This is a genomic window from Microbacterium sp. NPDC090225 (assembly GCF_044772365.1).
GTDB lineage: Bacteria > Actinomycetota > Actinomycetes > Actinomycetales > Microbacteriaceae > Microbacterium.
The window spans coordinates 803,879-822,023 of record NZ_JBIVYS010000001.1; the positions used below are offsets into that span (position 1 = coordinate 803,879).

General features: G+C 69.2%; 15 protein-coding genes. 5 read left to right on the top strand and 10 right to left on the bottom strand.

Features of this window, described 5'->3' with window-relative positions; all coding sequences use genetic code 11:
• Window positions 1-58: 58 nt before the first annotated feature.
• The 4 genes from nusA to ACIQTT_RS04015 all read right to left on the bottom strand — a co-directional run bounded on the left by nusA (window position 59) and on the right by ACIQTT_RS04015 (window position 4,860).
• Complete coding sequence (nusA, locus tag ACIQTT_RS04000) at window positions 59-1,042, bottom strand: transcription termination factor NusA (RefSeq protein ID WP_402786311.1); 984 nt, start codon at window positions 1,040-1,042, stop codon at window positions 59-61.
• Window positions 1,043-1,129: 87 nt separating this feature from the next.
• Entirely contained in the window at window positions 1,130-2,194 is a 1,065-nt protein-coding gene (locus ACIQTT_RS04005) for a TIGR00730 family Rossman fold protein (RefSeq protein ID WP_402786313.1), read from the bottom strand.
• Between the two features lie 95 nt (window positions 2,195-2,289).
• Window positions 2,290-4,044, bottom strand: coding sequence for a proline--tRNA ligase (locus ACIQTT_RS04010; protein ID WP_402786316.1), 1,755 nt, complete (start codon window positions 4,042-4,044; stop codon window positions 2,290-2,292).
• 45 nt (window positions 4,045-4,089) lie between these two features.
• Window positions 4,090-4,860 carry an isocitrate lyase/phosphoenolpyruvate mutase family protein gene (locus ACIQTT_RS04015; protein ID WP_402786319.1) on the bottom strand — a complete coding sequence of 257 codons (771 nt, stop codon included), beginning with the start codon at window positions 4,858-4,860 and terminating at the stop codon, window positions 4,090-4,092.
• Window positions 4,861-4,938: 78 nt separating this feature from the next.
• Between ACIQTT_RS04015 and ACIQTT_RS04020 the strand changes: the two genes are divergently transcribed.
• Window positions 4,939-6,357: an RNB domain-containing ribonuclease gene (locus ACIQTT_RS04020; protein ID WP_402786322.1), complete on the top strand. Its 1,419-nt coding sequence runs from the start codon at window positions 4,939-4,941 to the stop codon at window positions 6,355-6,357.
• Between the two features lie 7 nt (window positions 6,358-6,364).
• On the opposite strand, the gene ACIQTT_RS04025 is transcribed toward ACIQTT_RS04020, so the two are convergent.
• Entirely contained in the window at window positions 6,365-7,228 is an 864-nt protein-coding gene (locus ACIQTT_RS04025) for a hypothetical protein (protein WP_402786325.1), read from the bottom strand.
• A 17-nt stretch (window positions 7,229-7,245) separates the two neighbouring features.
• Window positions 7,246-8,397 (bottom strand): flavodoxin-dependent (E)-4-hydroxy-3-methylbut-2-enyl-diphosphate synthase, encoded by a 1,152-nt coding sequence (gene ispG / locus ACIQTT_RS04030; protein ID WP_402786328.1) that lies wholly within the window; start codon window positions 8,395-8,397, stop codon window positions 7,246-7,248.
• Window positions 8,398-8,626: 229 nt separating this feature from the next.
• Between ispG and ACIQTT_RS04035 the strand changes: the two genes are divergently transcribed.
• Window positions 8,627-10,510, top strand: coding sequence for a chorismate-binding protein (locus ACIQTT_RS04035; protein ID WP_402786331.1), 1,884 nt, complete (start codon window positions 8,627-8,629; stop codon window positions 10,508-10,510).
• Between the two features lie 11 nt (window positions 10,511-10,521).
• Here ACIQTT_RS04035 and ACIQTT_RS04040 read toward each other — a convergent pair whose 3' ends face one another.
• The gene (locus ACIQTT_RS04040; protein ID WP_402786334.1) at window positions 10,522-11,835 is read right to left on the bottom strand and encodes a M50 family metallopeptidase; all 1,314 of its coding nucleotides are present in this window, start codon (window positions 11,833-11,835) and stop codon (window positions 10,522-10,524) included.
• 61 nt (window positions 11,836-11,896) lie between these two features.
• On the opposite strand from ACIQTT_RS04040, the gene ACIQTT_RS04045 reads away from it, so the two are divergent.
• On the top strand, window positions 11,897-13,519 hold the full coding sequence (locus tag ACIQTT_RS04045; RefSeq protein ID WP_402786337.1) for a Mur ligase family protein: 1,623 nt from the start codon (window positions 11,897-11,899) through the stop codon (window positions 13,517-13,519).
• Between the two features lie 3 nt (window positions 13,520-13,522).
• Here the strand turns inward: ACIQTT_RS04045 and dxr are convergent, their stop codons facing one another.
• Entirely contained in the window at window positions 13,523-14,605 is a 1,083-nt protein-coding gene (dxr, locus tag ACIQTT_RS04050) for a 1-deoxy-D-xylulose-5-phosphate reductoisomerase (protein WP_402786340.1), read from the bottom strand.
• Between the two features lie 35 nt (window positions 14,606-14,640).
• Complete coding sequence (locus ACIQTT_RS04055) at window positions 14,641-15,627, bottom strand: FKBP-type peptidyl-prolyl cis-trans isomerase (RefSeq protein ID WP_402786343.1); 987 nt, start codon at window positions 15,625-15,627, stop codon at window positions 14,641-14,643.
• A gap of 125 nt (window positions 15,628-15,752) precedes the next feature.
• Here ACIQTT_RS04055 and ACIQTT_RS04060 point away from each other — a divergent pair, with 125 nt between their 5' ends.
• A complete protein-coding gene (locus ACIQTT_RS04060) occupies window positions 15,753-16,550 on the top strand; it encodes a lysophospholipid acyltransferase family protein (RefSeq protein WP_402786346.1) in 798 nt (265 codons plus the stop codon).
• A gap of 15 nt (window positions 16,551-16,565) precedes the next feature.
• Here ACIQTT_RS04060 and ACIQTT_RS04065 read toward each other — a convergent pair whose 3' ends face one another.
• A complete protein-coding gene (locus tag ACIQTT_RS04065; protein ID WP_402786349.1) occupies window positions 16,566-17,060 on the bottom strand; it encodes an OsmC family protein in 495 nt (164 codons plus the stop codon).
• A gap of 85 nt (window positions 17,061-17,145) precedes the next feature.
• Between ACIQTT_RS04065 and ACIQTT_RS04070 the strand changes: the two genes are divergently transcribed.
• Window positions 17,146-18,141 carry an asparaginase gene (locus ACIQTT_RS04070; RefSeq protein ID WP_402786352.1) on the top strand — a complete coding sequence of 332 codons (996 nt, stop codon included), beginning with the start codon at window positions 17,146-17,148 and terminating at the stop codon, window positions 18,139-18,141.
• The last annotated feature ends 4 nt before the right edge of the window (window positions 18,142-18,145 follow it).

Here is an 18,145-nt window from a genome sequence, read left to right on the forward strand (position 1 = left end):
ACCTGCGTTTCCTCTCGCTCGGCACGCGGACCGCGCGTGCCGAGCGGACGGTGGGCGCTCAGTCCAGGACGCTGTCCGGCTGGATGTCGATCTTGGCGCCCGTGAGCTTCGCGGCGAGACGGGCGTTCTGACCCTCCTTGCCGATCGCCAACGAGAGCTGATAGTCGGGAACGAGGGCGCGCACGGCCTTGGTGTTGGCGTCGAGGATGAACGCACTCGTCACCTTCGCCGGCGAGAGAGCGTTCGCGACGAAGGCAGCGAGCTCGGGGTCGTGGTCGACGATGTCGATCTTCTCGCCCGACAGCTCCTCGGTGACGGCGCGGACACGGCGTCCGAGCTCTCCGATGCAGGCGCCCTTGGCGTTGATGGACGGGTCGTTGGCCTTGACCGCGATCTTCGAGCGATGTCCCGCTTCACGGGCCAGGGAGACGATCTCGACGAGACCGGCCGCGATCTCGGGGACCTCGAGCGCGAACAGCTTGCGGACGAGACCGGGGTGCGTGCGCGAGACCGTGATCTGCGGGCCCTTCAGGCCCTTCGCCACGCTCGTCACGTAGACGCGGATGCGAGATCCGTGCGCGTACTCCTCGCCGGGCACCTGCTCCTCGGGCGGGAGGATGGCCTCGACGGAACCGAGGTCGACATGGATCATCCGCGGGTTGGGTCCCTGCTGGATGACGCCGGCGACGATGTCGCCCTCCTTGCCGCGGAACTCTCCGAGCACGGCTTCGTCGGCGATGTCGCGGAGGCGCTGACTGATGACCTGCTTGGCGGCGAACGCGGCGATCCGACCGAAGTCGCTCGGCGTCGCGTCCTCCTCGCCGATGATGGCACCCTCGTCGTCGGAGACCGCCTGCAGCACGGCGACGTGACCGGTCTTACGGTCGAGATCGACGCGCACGCCCTCGGGGAGGTCACCCTCAGGGGAAACGTGCTTGGAGTAGGCGGTCAGGATCGCCTGTTCGATGATCGCGACGAGTTCGTCGAAGGGAATGCCCTTCTCCTTCTCGATTCCACGCAGCAGGCTCAGTTCGATATCCATGACGGCTCCCTATTCAGCTCTCGTCGCGCGGAATCACACGCGCGACATCCGTACAACGATACCCCGCCCCCGCCACGGGTCGCCACGTCAGGCCGACGGCGACCTCTCCGGCAGCGCATCCGCGGAGGGCAGCGCATTGATGGCGCCGATCAATCGGAAGAGGTCGCCCACGCGCCGCTGATCGAGTCGGAGCGCCAGCCGCGGAAGGTCGACGGCGTCGCCATCGGCGACCTCCGGGGATCGCGGGGTGGCGCGCTCGATGGCGCCGGATGCAAGCATCGTCGCGAAACGCCCGTTGAGGTCGGCGAGTTCGGCATCCGTCGGTTCCGCCCGGAGCCGCAACACCAGGGTGTCTCCGAACCAGCGCAGCGAGTCGTAGTTCCGCCAGAACCCCGTGATCTCCGCACGCGCGGCCTCGACCGAATCCGTGATCACCACGCGATCGAAGTCGCCCTCCGAGATCACCCCCGCCGGCGCGAGGTGCTCGTCGACGAAGCTGCGCAACCCCTCCCAGAATCGCCCCCCGGTCTCGTCGAGGAGCACGATCGGCATCGGCTCCGCCTTGCCGGTCTGCTGCAAGGTGAGCAGCTCGAACATCTCGTCGAGCGTGCCGAACCCGCCGGGCAGGCAGATGAAGCCCTCCGACTCCTTGATGAGCATCAGTTTGCGGGTGAAGAAGTACTTCATCGCCACGACGTGGTCCTGCCCCGACGACACGATCCCGTTGGCCTTCTCCTCGAAGGGCAACCGGATCGATACGCCCAGCGAGAGTGCGGGCCCCGCCCCCTCGGCGGCGGCCTGCATGATCCCCGGCCCCGCGCCGGTGACGACCATCCACCCGTCGGTCGCCAGCGCCGCCGCGACGTCGCGGGCCTGCCGGTACAGCGGATCGTCGGTGCGCGTGCGGGCGGATCCGAAGACCGTGACCTTGGGCACGCCGTGATAGGGCGCGAACAGCCGGAACGCATCGCGCATCTCCGCGAGCGCCGCCGAGGCGATCTTGAGATCGAGACGATCGGTGCCGTCCTCCCCCAGCAGGATCGCGGTGCGCAGCATCCTCATCACGAGCCGACGGTCCGCGTGCACCCCCGCCTCGTCGAGCACGGCGTTGATCTCGGCACTCAGGGCGTCGGGGAGCGGTTCGTCGATCATGCGTCCAGCGTGTCACGACCCGATGAGCGGGCGCGAGCCGCCACACCGAGAACGCGAACGCCGCGCCCCCTGCGGGACGCGGCGTTCGTCGGGCGTCAGCGGGAGAGGCGCTCGACGGCCTCGGCGATCGAAACCGCGTCGCGGTCACCGGTGGCGCGATCCCACAGCTCGACCTGCCCCTCGGCCGCTCCGCGCCCGACGATGACGATCTTCGGCACGCCCACGAGCTCGGCGTCGCCGAACTTCACACCGGGTGAGACCTTGGGACGATCGTCGTAGAGCACATCGAGCCCTGCGCCCTCCAGTGTGGACGCGAGATCCGCGGCGACGTCGAACGCGACCTGGTCGCGGCCGGCGGCGACGACCTGCACGTCGAACGGCGCGACCGATGCAGGCCAGATGAGGCCCTTGTCGTCGTTGTTGAGCTCGGCGATGATCGCGAGGATGCGGGTGACGCCGATGCCGTACGAACCCATCGTGACCGTGACGAGCTTGCCGTTGACGTCGAGCACCTTGAGACCGAGGGCCTCTGCGTACTTGCGACCGAGCTGGAAGACGTGCCCGATCTCCATGCCGCGTGCGAGCTCCACGGGTCCGGAGCCGTCGGGCGCGGGGTCGCCGGCGCGCACGTTGGCGATCTCGACGATGCCGTCGGCTGCGAAATCGCGTCCGGCGACCACGGAGTGCGCGTGCTTCTGATCGATGTTCGCCCCGGTGATCCAGCTGGTGCCCTCGCTGACCCGCGGGTCGACGAGATAGCGGATCCCGGTGGCGGACTCCTCGCCCAGCACCGCTCCCGTGGTAGACCACGGACCGATGTAGCCCTTGACGAGCAGCGGGTGCTTCGCGAAGTCCTCCGGCGTGGCGGTCTCGACCCCGGCCGGGGCGAAGGCCACCTCGGCACGCTTCTCGTCGACCTCGCGGTCGCCGGGGATGCCGACCACGACCAGCTCGCGCGTGCCGTCGAGGTGCGTGAGGGCGAGGACGACGTTCTTGAGCGTATCGGCGGCCGAGTACTCCCCCTCGAGAACCGCGTTGGAGTGCGCGACGAGCGTGTCGATGGTCGGGGTGTCGGGCGAGTCGAAGACGACCGGCGCCGCATCGGCGTCGAAGGCGACGGCGTCGGGCACGGCGGTGGTGAAGGCCTCGACGTTCGCCGCGTATCCGCCGGCGCTGCGCACGAAGGTGTCCTCGCCGACCGGGGTCGGGTGCAGGAACTCCTCGCTGCGCGAGCCGCCCATCGCCCCGGCATCCGCCTGGACGATCACGTACTCGAGCCCCAGGCGCTGGAAGATGCGCTCGTACGCGTCGCGCTGCGCCTGGTAGCTGGCCTCCAGCCCCTCGTCGGACGCGTCGAAGGAGTAGGCGTCCTTCATCGTGAACTCGCGTCCGCGCAGCAGACCGGCACGCGGGCGGGCCTCATCGCGGTACTTGTCCTGGATCTGATAGATCGTCAGAGGCAGGTCCTTGTACGAGGAATAGAGGTCCTTGACGAGCTGCGTGAAGGCCTCCTCGTGCGTGGGCGCGAGCAGATAGTCGCCGCCCTTGCGGTCCTTCAGGCGGAACAGCAGGTCGCCGTACTCGTCCCAGCGTCCCGTCGCCTCGTACGCCTCGCGCGGCATGAGCGCCGGGAAGTGCACCTCCTGCGCGCCGGCCGCGGCCATCTCCTCGCGCACGACGGCCTCGATCTTCGACTTGACGCGCAGTCCCAGTGGCAGCCACGCGAAGATGCCCGCCGCCTGCGGCCGGATGTAGCCGGCGCGGATCAGCAGCTTGTGACTCGCGACCTCTGCGCCTGCAGGGTCTTCACGGAGAGTACGGAGGAAGAAATTCGAAAGACGAGTGACCACGGGCCAAGTCTACTGACCCGTGGCCATCGTCTTTCGGCGGATGACTCAGTTGAGCGCCGGGAGACCCTCGGGTACGACGCCGCCCTTGTAGAGGCTTGCCGCGAGCTCCTGCAGCGCCGTCAGCGCGGCGCGCTGCGGGAGCGGACCATAGGAGATACGGGCGACGCCGAGCTTCTCGTACTGGGCGGCACTGAGGGCGCCGGGAAGCCCGATCACGCTCACCTTGCGCTCGCCGATGCCCTCGACCAGCTGTCGCGTGACGTTGGCATCGAGGATGCCGGGAACGAACACCGACGTGGCGCCGGCATCGATGAAGGCACGACCGCGCTGGATCGCGTCGGCGATGCTCTGCTCGACCGGACGCCCACCGGCGCGGACGAACGCATCGGTGCGGGCGTTGAGGGCGAACGGCACGCCCTCCGCTTCGGCCGCTTTCACGATGGCTTCCACGACGGCGACGGACTCGCCGAGGGGCTTGAGGCGATCCTCGACGTTCGCCCCGACCACACCGGCGGCGATGGCGAGACGCGTGGTCTCCCCCGCGTCGTCGTAGCCGTCGTCGAGGTCGGCGGTGACCGGCACGTGGACGGATGTCGCGATCCGGCCGACCATGTCGAGCATGATGTCGCGAGGGATCGTGCCGTCTTCATAGCCGAACGACGCGGCGATGCCATGCCCGGCCGTCGCGATCGCCTTGGTCTCGGGGAGTTTGGCGACCGCTCGCGCGGACACCACATCCCACACGTTCACCACGCGGAGGATCTCGGGGGCGTCATAGAGGTCGACGAGGGTCTGAGCCTTGGCTGAAGTGGTCATGTCCTCCACGCTAACGCGAACCTCCGACGATCGGGCCGCGGGCATCCACCGCTGCAGTCGTCCGCTTAGTGTGGACGCATGCCGCAGCGCCGTTCGCACGTCGACTCCTCCGCCGCACAGACCGAGCTCGCCGTCGCGCTCTCGGCGCTGCGCGCAGATCTCGATGCCCCGCTCGATTTCCCCGCCGACGTGCTCGACGAGGCTCGGTCCTCGACATCAGCCTCTCCCCACCTGGATCTGCGCGACGTGCCGTTCGTGACGCTCGATCCCGCCGGTTCCCGCGATCTCGACCAGGCGTTCCATCTCGAGCGCGATGACCACGGATACGCCGTCCGTTACGCGATCGCGGATGTCCCCGGCTTCGTCACCCCCGGAGGCTCCGTCGATATCGAGGCACGGCGCCGCGGTCAGACCCTGTACGCCGCCGATGGCTCTATCCCGCTGCACCCACCCGTGCTGAGCGAGGATCGTGCGTCCCTGCTCCCCGGCGTCGAGCGCCCCGCTCTCGTGTGGACCTTCCGCCTGGACGGTGACGGCAGCGTCGTCGACACCCGACTCGAGCGGGCCCGGATCCGGTCGCGGCACCAGCTCGAGTACGCCGGTGTCCAGGAGGCGATCGATCGCGGAGAAGGCGGTCCGGCCGCACTCCTCCCCGAGATCGGCAGGCTGCGCATCGCACAGGAGCGTGCCCGGGGCGGCGCCAGCCTGAACCTGCCCGACGAAGAGGTCGTCCGAACCGACGACGGCGGATACGCGATCCGCCGCCGCAGCCCGCTCCCCGTCGAGGAGTGGAACGCGCAGTTGTCGCTGATGACGGGGATGGCGGCCGCCTCGATCATGCTCGACGCGGGCGTGGGGATCCTGCGAACCATGCCCCGCCCCGACGACGCGGCATTCGACACGTTCCGCCGACAGGCCGCAGCACTCGGTCGACCGTGGACCACGGGCGACTACGGAGACTTCCTCCGAGACCTGGACCGCACCGACCCGCTGACCCTTCCCGTGCTGCAGGCCGCGGCTACCCTGTTCCGGGGTGCCGGCTACGTGACGTTCGACGGATCGACGCCGACCGGCACGATGCAGGCCGCGATCGCCGCACCCTACGCGCACGCGACCGCCCCGTTGCGCCGGCTCGTGGACCGATGGACCCTGACGATCTGCCTCGCCGTCTCGCGCGGTGAGGCGGTCCCCACCTGGGTGCGGGACTCGCTCGCCGATCTCCCCGGGCTCATGCAGGAGTCGTCGCAGCGCGCCTCCCGACTCGACGCCGCGACCGTGAACGCCGTCGAAGCCGCGCTCATGACTCCGCTGGTCGATACCTGGGTCGACGCGACGATCATCGAGTTGCGCGGAGAGCGCGCACGGATTCAGCTGGCCGACCCCGCCGTCACGGCATCCGCATCCGTTCCGATCGATGCGCGCCCGGGAGAAGTCGTCCGCCTGCGCGTCGCGCGCGCGGACATCGGTGCGGGCGAGATCGAGTTCTCGCTGGACTGACGGGCTGTCAGTCCGCGGCGACCACGGTCGTCGTCATCACGAGGAGCTGGGGATCGCTCAGATCGAGGGACACCCGGATCGATACGAAGGCCGCCAGCGAATCCACGTGGGTACCGCCGCACAGGATCACCGCCTCCCCCTCGGGGAGCTCGCAGTGCCACCGACGCCGGTCGACGATCGTCGGCCCCTCGGTGACGATCGTGCTTCGCGCGGCGGTCGTCACCCACGCAGCCAGCTTCGCGTTGATCGACGCCTCCCGCTCGGCGAGCGTCGCCGCGAAAGTCTCGGTGTCGAAGCCAGCCCGCCGCAGGCTCTTGCCCAGGCGGTACTCGTCGACGCTGCCGTCCTCGTGGATACGGCTCGACTGATTCGCGCGCCCTTCGAAGTCGGGGGTGCCGAGCGCATCGGCACCGGGATCCTTGCGCCACAGGTCGGCGACGGCCAGGTCGAGCGCCAGGGAGGCGAGGTGGCACGCCGTGTGCCCACGGCTGAGGCCCGCTCGGCGGGCTTCGTCGACGACGAGCCGTGCGGTCGCTCCCTCGGTGAAACCCGAGGGTGCAGAGCCGTCGAGACGATGGGCGACCAACCAGGTCCACCCGTCGGCCCCGCGTCGCACGGGGATCGCCGAGCCGACTGCAAAGTCGCCCTCATCGCTGACGGCCGCCATGACCGCCTCCGACACCGCCGCTGTCTCTTCGCCGACGAGGATCGATCCGGCATCGCCGGGCTGATCGGGCCACGTGTGATCGACCGGGTGGAAGGGCGTCGCCTCGATCACGACCACGACGCCATCGTCATCCTGATCGATGCGGGTGATGGTGCTTTCGCCCCGGACCGAACCCTCGGCGAACGACACGACTGTCGACGACACTGTTTCTCCCTGCCGGATCAGACGGTGACGACCTGTGCGGTGCCGAGCGGGGCTTCCGGCCCCATGTCGGCGGCGATCCGGTTCGCCTCCTCGATCAGCGTCGCGACGATGTCTGCCTCGGGGACGGTCTTGATGACCTCGCCCTTGACGAAGATCTGACCCTTGCCGTTGCCGGAGGCGACGCCGAGATCGGCTTCGCGCGCCTCACCCGGACCGTTGACCACGCAGCCCATGACGGCCACGCGCAGCGGCACCGTCATGTCCTTGAGGCCCTCTGTGACGTTCTCGGCGAGTGTGTAGACGTCGACCTGTGCACGACCGCACGAGGGGCAGGAGACGATCTCGAGCTTGCGCTCGCGCAGGTTCAGCGACTGCAGGATCTGGTGTCCGACCTTGACCTCCTCGGCCGGCGGAGCGGAGAGCGAGACGCGGATCGTGTCGCCGATCCCCTCACCGAGGAGGATGCCGAACGCGGTGGCGCTCTTGATCGTGCCCTGGAAAGCCGGCCCCGCCTCGGTCACACCGAGGTGGAGGGGCCAGTCGCCCCGCTCGGCGAGCTGACGGTACGCCTTCACCATCACGATCGGGTCGTTGTGCTTGACGGAGATCTTGAAGTCGTGGAAGTCGTGCTCCTCGAACAGCGACGCCTCCCACACCGCGCTCTCGACGAGCGCCTCGGCGGTGGCCTTGCCGTACTTGGCGAGGATGCGCCGGTCGAGCGAACCGGCATTCACACCGATGCGCAGGGAGACGCCGGCGGCCTTCGCAGCCTCGGCGATCTTGCCGACGTTGCCGTCGAACTCGCGGATGTTGCCGGGGTTCACGCGCACGGCGCCGCATCCGGCGTCGATCGCCGTGTAGATGTAGCGCGGTTGGAAGTGGATGTCGGCGATCACGGGGATCTGACTCTTCATCGCGATGATCTTGAGAGCGTCCGCGTCGTCCTGGTGGGGAACGGCGACGCGCACGATCTCGCAGCCGGACGCCGTGAGTTCGGCGATCTGCTGCAGGGTTCCGTTGATGTCGGTCGTCTTCGTCGTCGTCATCGACTGCACGGTCACGGGAGCATTCCCGCCCACGAGCACCTTGCCCACCTTGATTTGGCGAGACTTGCGGCGCGGGGCGAGGACTTCGGGGATCTTCGGCATTCCGAGGTTCACTGCTGGCACTGCTCCAGACTACGCCGCCAGGATGGGCACAGGCTGGAAGCGGAGCGGGTGGAGCGGACCGTCATGCGCCCGGTCGACGCACGCCCGGTGTGGTAGTTTCGCCCCATGCTCGCGAACTTCACCTGGTGGCCCGCCTCCTAGGCGGTGTGTTCGCGTTCCCACGAATCCAGACCGCCTCCGGGGCGGTCTTTTCGTTGCGCCGAGCCGGAGCCCTGCACAGGAGACATCGATGACCCTCTCACGACTCGCCGAGCTCACCGCCGATCCGAGTTCCTCGTTCGCGCTGATCGCCCGCGACGGTGCCGATTCCGTCGAGCTGCTCACCGGTGACGTCGTCGACGTCGACCTGCTCGCCGATATCCCGCTGGACGTCGACGGCGTGCCCCGCGAGGTCTTCGCCCTCGTCCCCTATCGCCAGGTGCGCGAGCGCGGTTTCGTCTCGCAGGACGACGGGGCGCCACTGCGCTGCATCGTCGTCGACGAGCACCTGCACCTCCCGCCCCCCGAGCTGCTCGCCACCCTGCCCGAGGCACGGATCCCTCTGCGCGACGACGGCTTCGACATCGCCGACGACGAGTACGCCGCGATCGTCGAGCGCGTCATCGCCGACGAGATCGGCCGCGGCGAGGGCGCGAACTTCGTCATCCGCCGGGACTTCACGGCGCGCATCGACGTCGACGAGCGCACCGCCGCTCTCACCTGGTTCCGTGCGCTGCTCACGCACGAGCGCGGCGCCTACTGGACGTTCGCCGTCTTCACTCCCGGCCACATCGCCGTCGGCGCCAGCCCCGAGGCGCACGTCGTCGCACGCGACGGGATCGTCACGATGAATCCGATCTCGGGCACGTTCCGCCATCCCGCCGGCGGCGCGACGAAGGAGACGCTGGTCGACTTCCTGTCCTCGACGAAGGAGACCGAGGAGCTCTTCATGGTCGTCGACGAGGAGCTCAAGATGATGAGCGCCGTCTGCTCCGACGGCGGGCGCATCACCGGGCCGCACCTCAAAGAGATGTCGCGGCTCACGCACACCGAATACATGCTGAGGGGCCGGAGCCGGCTCGACCCGCGCGACATCCTCCGCGAGACGATGTTCGCACCGACCGTCACCGGGTCGCCCATGCAGAACGCCTGCGCGGTCATCCGCCGACACGAGCGCGAACCGCGCGGCTACTACTCCGGTGTCGCCGCGCTCTTCACCCCGAACGTCGAGGGGGGTCACGATCTCGACGCTCCCATCCTCATCCGCACCGTTTACCTGAAGGACGGGGAGGTACGGGTGCCCGTCGGGGCGACGCTCGTGCGCCACTCCGATCCCCACGGCGAGGTCAGCGAGACCCACGGGAAGGCCGCCGGCGTACTCGGCGCCATCGGGGCGATCGATCGCGACCGCGTCGCCGAGGAGCGCAGCGATGCGGATGCCCCGGGCGTTCCGCTCTCGCTCGCCGACGATCCCGCGGTCGCCGCCCTGCTCTCCTCGCGGAACGCGCGCCTGGCGGACTTCTGGCTGAACCCGCAGGGCGATGACGATTCCGGCCCGTTCACCGGGCGTACGGCACTCGTCGTCGATGCGGAGGACCGTTTCACCACGATGCTCGCGCATCAGCTGCGGCACCTCGGCCTCGACGTGCGGATCGCCGCGTGGAGCGACGTGCACGACACCGAGATCGATGCGGCCGACCTGGTCGTCGCGGGTCCCGGCCCGGGAGACCCCCGCGACAGCGAGAGCCCGCGCATCTCGCGGATGCGCGACGTGGTCGCGCGCCGCCGCTCCTCGAGCTCACCGCTCCTCGCGGTCTGCCTCAGCCACCAGATCCTCGCCGACTCCCTCGACATCTCCCTGACCCCGCTGGATGCACCCCACCAGGGCCTGCAGAAGTCGGTCCCCGTCTTCGGCGAGGACGCGTCGATCGGCTTCTACAACACGTTCACCGCGCGGGTCTCTCCCGGCACCACCGCCGTCGGCGACGCCGAGGTCTCAGCCGACCCCGCCAGCGGTGACGTCTACGCGCTGCGCGGGCCGCGCTACGCCTCGGTGCAGGGGCACCTCGAGTCGATCCTGTCTCGCGACGGCATCCGCACCCTGGAACGCCTCGTCGCCCACGCCCTCCGCTGAGAGGGAGCCTGCTACTGCAGGATGTTCACCGGGTTGAACAGATCGGCGAGCAGAAGCAGAGCTCCCATTCCGATCAGCAGGACCGCGACCACGACGGTGAGCGGCACCAGCTTCGTGGCGTCGACCGGCGCCGGGGGCGGACGGCGGAACAGACGCGCCCACCCGCGCTTGATCCCCTCCCACAGCGCGACGACGATGTGACCGCCGTCGAGCGGGAGCAGCGGGATCATGTTGAAGACGAAGAGGGCGATGTTCAGTGAGCCGAGCAGGTTGAGCAGCACGGCGAAGCGGTTGAGCACCGGGGCATCGGTCGCGGCGACCTCTCCGGCGATGCGCCCGACGCCGACGACGCTGAGCGGCCCGTTCGGGTCGCGTTCGGTGCCGGTGACAAGGGAGACACCCACGTCCCAGAGACGCACCGGCAGGGTCGCGATCAGATTCACCACCCGACCGACGTTCTCGACCGCCATCTGCGGCCCGACCGACAACGGCTGCGGGACGAATCCCATCTGCGCGCCCATGCCGACGTAGCCGACCTCCTTGACCACCGGTTCCCCGGCGTCGTCGAGGATCGGCCGGCCACTGGCATCCGTCAGCGTGCGTTCGGCGGTGATCGGGGTGATCTCGAGGGTCTGCTCGGCGCCGTCGCGCCGGACGACCACGTCGAGGGTCTCGCCCGGCGCCGCCTGCACGATCGCGGTGGCCTCGGCGAAGGTCGCGACGGGGGTACCGTCGATCGAGACGAGGACGTCGTCCGGCAGGATCCCGGCTTCGGCCGCCGGTGACGCGGGGTCATCGGCCGTGCAGTCGGTCTGCGACGAACCGGCCGGCAGCACGCACTCCGTCACCGACGCGATAGTGGTGGTGCCCTGCTGCAGTCCGATCCCCGACGCGAGAACGGTGAAGATGAGCAGCGCCAGGACGAGGTTCATGAACGGCCCGCCGAGCATGACGATCACGCGCTTCCAGACCGGGAGCTTGTAGAAGACGCGGTCCTCCTCGCCGACCGCGATCGTCTCGTCGTTCGCGGCGCGCGCGTCCTGGACGAGCGATCGGAAGATCCCTGTGGCCGCACGCGAGTTCTTCGAGGCCGGGTACATGCCCGACATCGAGATGAATCCGCCGATCGGCAGCAGCTTGAACCCGTACTCCGTCTCGCCGATGCGGCGTGACCAGATGCGCGGCCCGAAGCCGATCATGTACTGGCCGACGCGCACGCCGAAGAGCTTCGCGGGCAGGAGGTGACCGATCTCGTGCAGTCCGATCGAGAGCGCGAGCCCGACCAGCATGAACAGGATGCCACCCACATAGAGCAGGGTTTCCACGCGCCAACGCTACTGCCTGGAGCCTAGGAATACGCCCGGCACGTGAGATCATGGAAGAGACATGTCGATTGAACAACAACCGAGCCTGCCTCCCGTGCTCCGCCCCGCGAACCCGCCCCGGCGTCAGCTGTCCGAACTCGCCTCCCGATTCGCGCGCGACACGCGCGGCGAGCTGCAGGGGGTCACCGTCAGCGGCATCACCCTCGCCACCGCCGACCTCCGCGCGGGAGAGGCTTTCGTCGCGATCCGCGGCGTGAACCGCCACGGTGCCGAGTTCTCGGCGGCCGCCGCCGAGAAGGGTGCCGTCGCGATCATCACCGACGACGACGGCGCCGCGATCGCCGAGGCCGTGGGGCTTCCGATCCTCATCGTCGACGACCCCCGTGCAGTCCTCGGCGACCTCAGCGCCTGGGTCTACGGCACCGGCGCCGACGATCCGCTCCCCCTGCTCTTCGCGACCACCGGGACCAACGGCAAGACGAGCGTCTCCCACCTCCTCGCCGGCATCCTCGACCAGATCGACGTCGTCACCGGACTCTCCTCGACCGCCGAGCGGCACATCGCGGGCGAGGTCATCGTCTCGCGACTGACGACGCCCGAGGCATCCGAGTTCCACGCGCTCCTGGCGCTCATGCGCGAGCGTGACGTCGAGGCCGTGGCCGTCGAGGTGAGCGCCCAGGCGCTCTCGCGCCACCGCGTCGACGGCATCCACTTCGACGTGGCCGGGTTCACCAACCTCAGCCACGACCACCTCGACGACTACGCCGACATGGAGGAGTACTTCGAGGCGAAACTCCCGCTGTTCCGTCCCGACCGATCGAAGCGCGGCGTCATCTGCCTCGACTCCCCCTCCGGTGCGATCGTCGTCGAGCGTGCCGAGATCCCCGTCGTGACGGTCGGCACACCGCTGATCGCGGCCGATCCGGATGCTGCAGCGAAGGGGGACTGGGTCGTCACGATCGACGACGAACGCGCCGCCGGCACGACTTTCACGATGGCGGGCCCGGCGGGGACCCTGACCACGACCGTCCCGGTGATCGGTCCGCACATGGCCGCGAATGCCGCACTGGCGATCGTGATGCTCCTCGAAGGCGGCTATGCCTGGGAGCGGATCGTCACGGCCCTCGAGCGCGATGGCGGCATCCGTGCCTACCTGCCCGGGCGCACGCAGCTCGTGTCGGGTGAACGCGGCCCCGCCGTGTTCGTCGACTTCGGACACTCCCCCGACGCCTTCGAGAAGACGCTGGCTGCCGTGCGACGGGTGACCCCGGGACGCGTCGTCATGCTCTTCGGCGCCGACGGCGACCGCGATGCGAGCAAGCGATTCGACATGGCACGCACCGCCGTGCAAGGTAGCGACATCCTCGTCGTGACCGATCACCACCCCCGCTTCGAGGATCCCGAGTCGATCCGCGCGACGCTGGTGGCGGGTGCACGCAAGGCGCGCCCGGATGCCGAGATCCACGAGTACTCTCCGCCCGAGACGGCCATCGTCGCCGCGGTCGCGCTGGTCGGCGACGGCGATGCGATCCTCTGGGCCGGTCCCGGGCACCAGGACTACCGCGACATCCGCGGGGTCCGCACGCCGTACTCCGCCAGGGAACTCGCGCGTCGCGCTCTTCGCGCCGCCGGATGGCCGGTTCCGGAATCGCGCTGGCCCGTGCCCTACCCCGACGAGGACTGAGGCTCAGGCGGCGGCGATCAGCCGGTCCGCCTTCTGACGCGCCCAGAGCTCGGCCGCCGCGAGCGACTCCACCGTGAGCTGTTCGGGCGGCACGTGCGCGTCGACGACCCGGGCGATCGTGTCGACGATCCCCAGGAACGGCAGTCGCCCTTCATGGAAGGCACCGACCGCCTGCTCGTTCGCGGCGTTGTAGACGGCGGGGAACGTCGCTCCCGCACGACCGACGGTCTTCGCGAGCGCGACCGAGGGGAAAGCCTTCTCGTCGAGAGGCTCGAACGTCCAGGAGGAAGCCGTCTTCCAGTCGAGGGGACGCCCGACCCCGCCGACGCGGTTCGGCCAGTCGAGTCCGAGGGAGATCGGCAGACGCATGTCGGGCGGCGACGCCTGGGCGATGGTCGATCCGTCGATGAACTCGACCATCGAGTGGACGATCGACTGCGGGTGCACGACGACGTCGATGTCGTCGTAGGCGATGTCGAAGAGCAGATGGGCCTCGATGACTTCGAGGCCCTTGTTGACGAGGGTGGCCGAATTGGTGGTCACCATCCGCCCCATGTCCCAGGTCGGGTGAGCCAGGGCCTCGGCGGGCCTGACCTCGGCCAGCTCCTCACGGCTGCGCCCACGGAAAGGACCGCCGGATGCCGTGACGACCAATCGCCGCACCTCGGCGTGCGTTCCGCTGCGGAGCGCCTGCGCGATGGCGGAGTGTTCGGAGTCGACGGGGACGATCTGCCCGGGCCGTGCCGCGGCGAGCACCAGCTCCCCGCCGACGATGAGGGACTCCTTGTTCGCCAGAGCGAGCGTGCGTCCGGCCTTCAGCGCGGCGAGCGTCGAGCCGAGACCGATCGATCCCGTGATCGCGTTCAGTACTACATCGGCATCGACGTCGCGCACGAGCTGCTCGGCCTCGACGGCCCCCAGAGCAGTGCTCTCGACGTGGAAGCTCTCGGCCTGCTCCCCCAGCAGCTCTGCGTTCGAGCCCGCGGCGAGGCCGACCAGTTCGAAGCGACGGGGGTTGGCACGGATGACGTCGAGCGCCTGCGTGCCGATGGAACCGGTGGAGCCGAGGACGATGATGCGCTGCATGTCGTCAGCCTATGACACGCCCTCGGCTCCGCTGATTACTGCTGGACCTGCTCCGGCGGGGTGGTCGCGAGGATGTCCACGACGAACACGAGGCTCTCGTTCTGGAGTTCGTTGCCCTCGCTCGCGCCGTACGCCTCGGACGGCGGCATCGTCACGATGACCTGAGATCCGACCTTCTGGCCTTCGAGCGCCTTCTTGAAGCCGGTGACGACACCGGTGGTCGGGAACTGGGCAGGGACCGCTCCGCGGCTCCAGCTCGAGTCGAACTCCGCGCCGTCGGACCACTTGATGCCGCGGTACTGAACCGTGACCAGATCGCCTTCGGCCACCGTCGCGCCGTCGCCCTGCTTCAGGACGGCGACCTTCGTCTCGGCCGGAGCATCGCCGCCAGGGAGCGTGATGGTGGGGGCGCCGTCGGCGTCGAGCTCGACGGTGGGCATCCCGGCTTCGGGTTCGACGTCGCTACCCGAGGCGATGGTCGGGAGCTTCTCGATCGTCTGGACGTAGAGAACGCTCGGGTTCAGGCCTTCCTGCGAAGCCGGGAGGGTGAGCACGACGCTCGATCCGAGGGGGAGGCACTCCGCCGCCACCGTGAAGACGGTGGACTGCGTGGGGTCCGAGATCTGCTGCTGCTGCGAGGCGAGCAGCGCGGAGAGGATGCCGTCCGGGCCGCGGTCCGAGCTGCTCAGCACCTCGTTGGTCGTCGCGTCGACGAGCTGGTAGCGCAGCGAGACGAGGTCGCCGGGAAGCACCTCGTCTCCGTCGCCCTCGGTGATCACCGAACGCTCGGGCTCGGTGATCTCGGTGCCTGCGGGAACCGTGACCTTCGCGTCGGCATCGGTGCCCTCGACCGTGACCGCGTCGGATCCGGCGCCGGATGCGAGGTCGGCGAGGCAGGACGTCGACCCTGCGGTCTCCTCCGGCGTGGCCGAGCTCTCCGGCTCCGCGCTGCCCGAGCAGCCCGCGAGTAGAAGGGTCGCCGCGGCGACGGTGGACAGGAGGAGGAGCGGACGCTTGCGCACAGTTGAGCCTTCGAGATCGCGGGCGGGACTCTCCATACTCTCGCATTTCGCTTGGGCCGCGCTGGGAGACGCGACACAACCGCTTCATTCCAGTGCCGGCATGGATCTCGGAGTAGCCTTCTCTGATGACCTCTGAGCCGTCCGTGGATCCGGAATCGTCCCCCGCAGAGACCGCAGAGGGCTCGACGTCAGCGGAGCCTCGCCACGCCGGATTCGCCTACGCGCTGGGGCGCAGCATCATCAGCCCGCTGGCCCGGCTGATCTACCGTCCGCGCGTGGAGGGCAAGGAGAACGTTCCGCGTACCGGAGCCGTGATCTTCGCCAGCAACCACCTGTCCTTCATCGACTCCATCGCGATCCCGGTGGCGGCCCCGCGGCCGGTGCACTTCCTCGCGAAGTCCAGCTACTTCGAGGGCACGGGTGCCAAGGGCTGGCTCAGCAAGACCTTCTTCGAATCCATCGGAGCCATACCGGTACGCCGCGGTGCCGGACAGGCCGCGCTGGACGCACTCGACCTGCAGCGCCAGTTGCTCGATGAGGGACTCGCCGTCGCGCTCTACCCAGAGGGCACCCGTTCCACTGACGGTCGGCTCTACAAGGGCCGCACGGGCGTCGCGTTCCTGGCTCTGCAGACCGGAGCGCCCGTCGTGCCCGTCGGCCTCATCGGCACCGACAAGGTGATGCCGGTCGGAGCGAAGATCCCGACCACGAAGGAGCGCATCACGGTGCGTTTCGGCGAGCCCCTCGATCTCGCCCCTCACGGTCCGGCGACGAGCGGACGAGCGCGTCGTCTCGCGACCGACGAGATCATGGCCGCGATCCATGCGCTCTCCGGCCAGGAACTCGCGGGCGCGTACAACGAAGCACCCGCGCAGGGAGCGATCGAGAAGATCAAGCAGGCGCTGCCCCACGAGCGCCGCTGAGGCGTGGTCGAGCGCTCAGCCGAGCGCGGTCACCGTGGCCTCGTGCCGCACGGGGAAGTTCATCGAGTTCGCGATGAAGCACCACTCGTTGGCCTGCGCGTGCGCGCGCTCCGCAGCCTCGATCATCGATGCATCCGCGACGACGACCTGCGGGTGCAGCGTGACCTCGGAGAAGGCCCCGCCGCCTGCACCGTCCTCCCGCATCGTGCCGGTCGCGTCGTCGCGGTAGGAGAGGACGACCACGCCCGCCGTGACGCACGCGTGCAGATACGACAGCAGGTGGCATTCCGACAGCGATGCCACGAGCAGATCCTCGGGATTCCACCGTGCAGGGTCGCCGCGGAACGGCTTGTCGGCGGATGCGAGGAGCATCGGCTTCCCCTCGACGGAGATCTCGACGTCGCGCCGATAATCGCGGTAGCCGCTCGTGCCGGTTCCGTTGTTGCCGGTCCAGACGCTCGTGAGCGCGTAGCGGTGCTCACCGAGGATGCGTGCTGCGTGTTCTGCCATGCCCCCAGTGTGCCACCGCTCGCCGACACTCCCGGTGCCGCGCTCGCTTCGGTGACTCCTCGGGCGGCGGGGATAGTCTTGACGGGTGCTGGAGACTCTCACCGTTCAGGATTCCGTCGAACTCGCCGTCGTAGAGCGGAGCGGCTTCGTCGAGTCGCGGCACGCGGGAGCGGCGGTGGTGCTCTCCGCTGACGGAGAAGTGGTCGCCCGCATCGGCAACGCGGACGCGCTCATCCTGCCGCGCTCCAGTATGAAGCCGCTGCAGGCGGTTGCCTGCATCACGGCGGGAGCAGCGCTCGAGGGCGAGCACCTCGCCCTGTCGACGGCGAGCCACGTCGGAACCGATCGGCACGCAGCCGCCGTGCGGGAGATGCTGACGGCCGGGGGTCTGAACGAAGACGCGCTGGCTTGCCCGCCGGCCTGGCCGAGCGACCAGGCGACGCGCGACGAGATGGTGCGGGAGCACGGCCAGCAGGCGAGCGTGCGGATGAACTGCTCGGGCAAGCACGCCGCGATGCTGCGGGCGTGCATCGCCACCGGCTGGCCCACGGACGGATACCTGGACGAGAACCATCCTCTGCAGGCGCACATCCGCGAGGTGATCGAACGCCTCACCGGCGAGAAGATCTCCCACACGTCGATCGACGGCTGCGGTGCCCCGGTCTACGCGATGACTCTGACCGGCCTCGCGCGCGCGATCCACCGGATCGGCACCGCGTCGGATCGCTCGCCGTTCGCTTTGCACCGCGTCGCCGGCTCCCTGGTGCGCGCGGTGCGCGAGCACCCCTGGACCATCGAGGGCCCTGGCCGACCCGACACGATCGCGATCGAGAAGCTCGGGGTCTTCGCCAAGGGAGGCGCCGAGGGCGTCATGGTCATGGTGGCCCCCAACGGCACGACCGTCGCCCTGAAGATGCTCGACGGCGGAGCCCGCGCGTCGACCATCGTGGCTGCGACGCTGCTCGCGAGGGCCGGGGCACTCGCCGATCGCGACATCGCCGACCTCGCCGATGCGCTCTCGCTCGACGTGCTCGGTGGCGGCAAGCCGGTCGGTCGCGTTCTCGTTTCCCCGGCCATCTGACGGC

Bases quoted from the DNA above. Each gene is read 5' to 3' on its own strand.
- nusA (WP_402786311.1), bottom strand. From the start codon at position 1,042: ATGGATATCGAACTGAGCCTGCTGCGTGGAATCGAGAAGGAGAAGGGC.
- ACIQTT_RS04005 (WP_402786313.1), bottom strand. From the start codon at position 2,194: ATGATCGACGAACCGCTCCCCGACGCCCTGAGTGCCGAGATCAACGCC.
- ACIQTT_RS04015 (WP_402786319.1), bottom strand. From the start codon at position 4,860: ATGACCACTTCAGCCAAGGCTCAGACCCTCGTCGACCTCTATGACGCC.
- ACIQTT_RS04020 (WP_402786322.1), top strand. From the start codon at position 4,939: ATGCCGCAGCGCCGTTCGCACGTCGACTCCTCCGCCGCACAGACCGAG.
- ACIQTT_RS04035 (WP_402786331.1), top strand. From the start codon at position 8,627: ATGACCCTCTCACGACTCGCCGAGCTCACCGCCGATCCGAGTTCCTCG.
- ACIQTT_RS04045 (WP_402786337.1), top strand. From the start codon at position 11,897: ATGTCGATTGAACAACAACCGAGCCTGCCTCCCGTGCTCCGCCCCGCG.
- dxr (WP_402786340.1), bottom strand. From the start codon at position 14,605: ATGCAGCGCATCATCGTCCTCGGCTCCACCGGTTCCATCGGCACGCAG.
- ACIQTT_RS04060 (WP_402786346.1), top strand. From the start codon at position 15,753: ATGACCTCTGAGCCGTCCGTGGATCCGGAATCGTCCCCCGCAGAGACC.
- ACIQTT_RS04065 (WP_402786349.1), bottom strand. From the start codon at position 17,060: ATGGCAGAACACGCAGCACGCATCCTCGGTGAGCACCGCTACGCGCTC.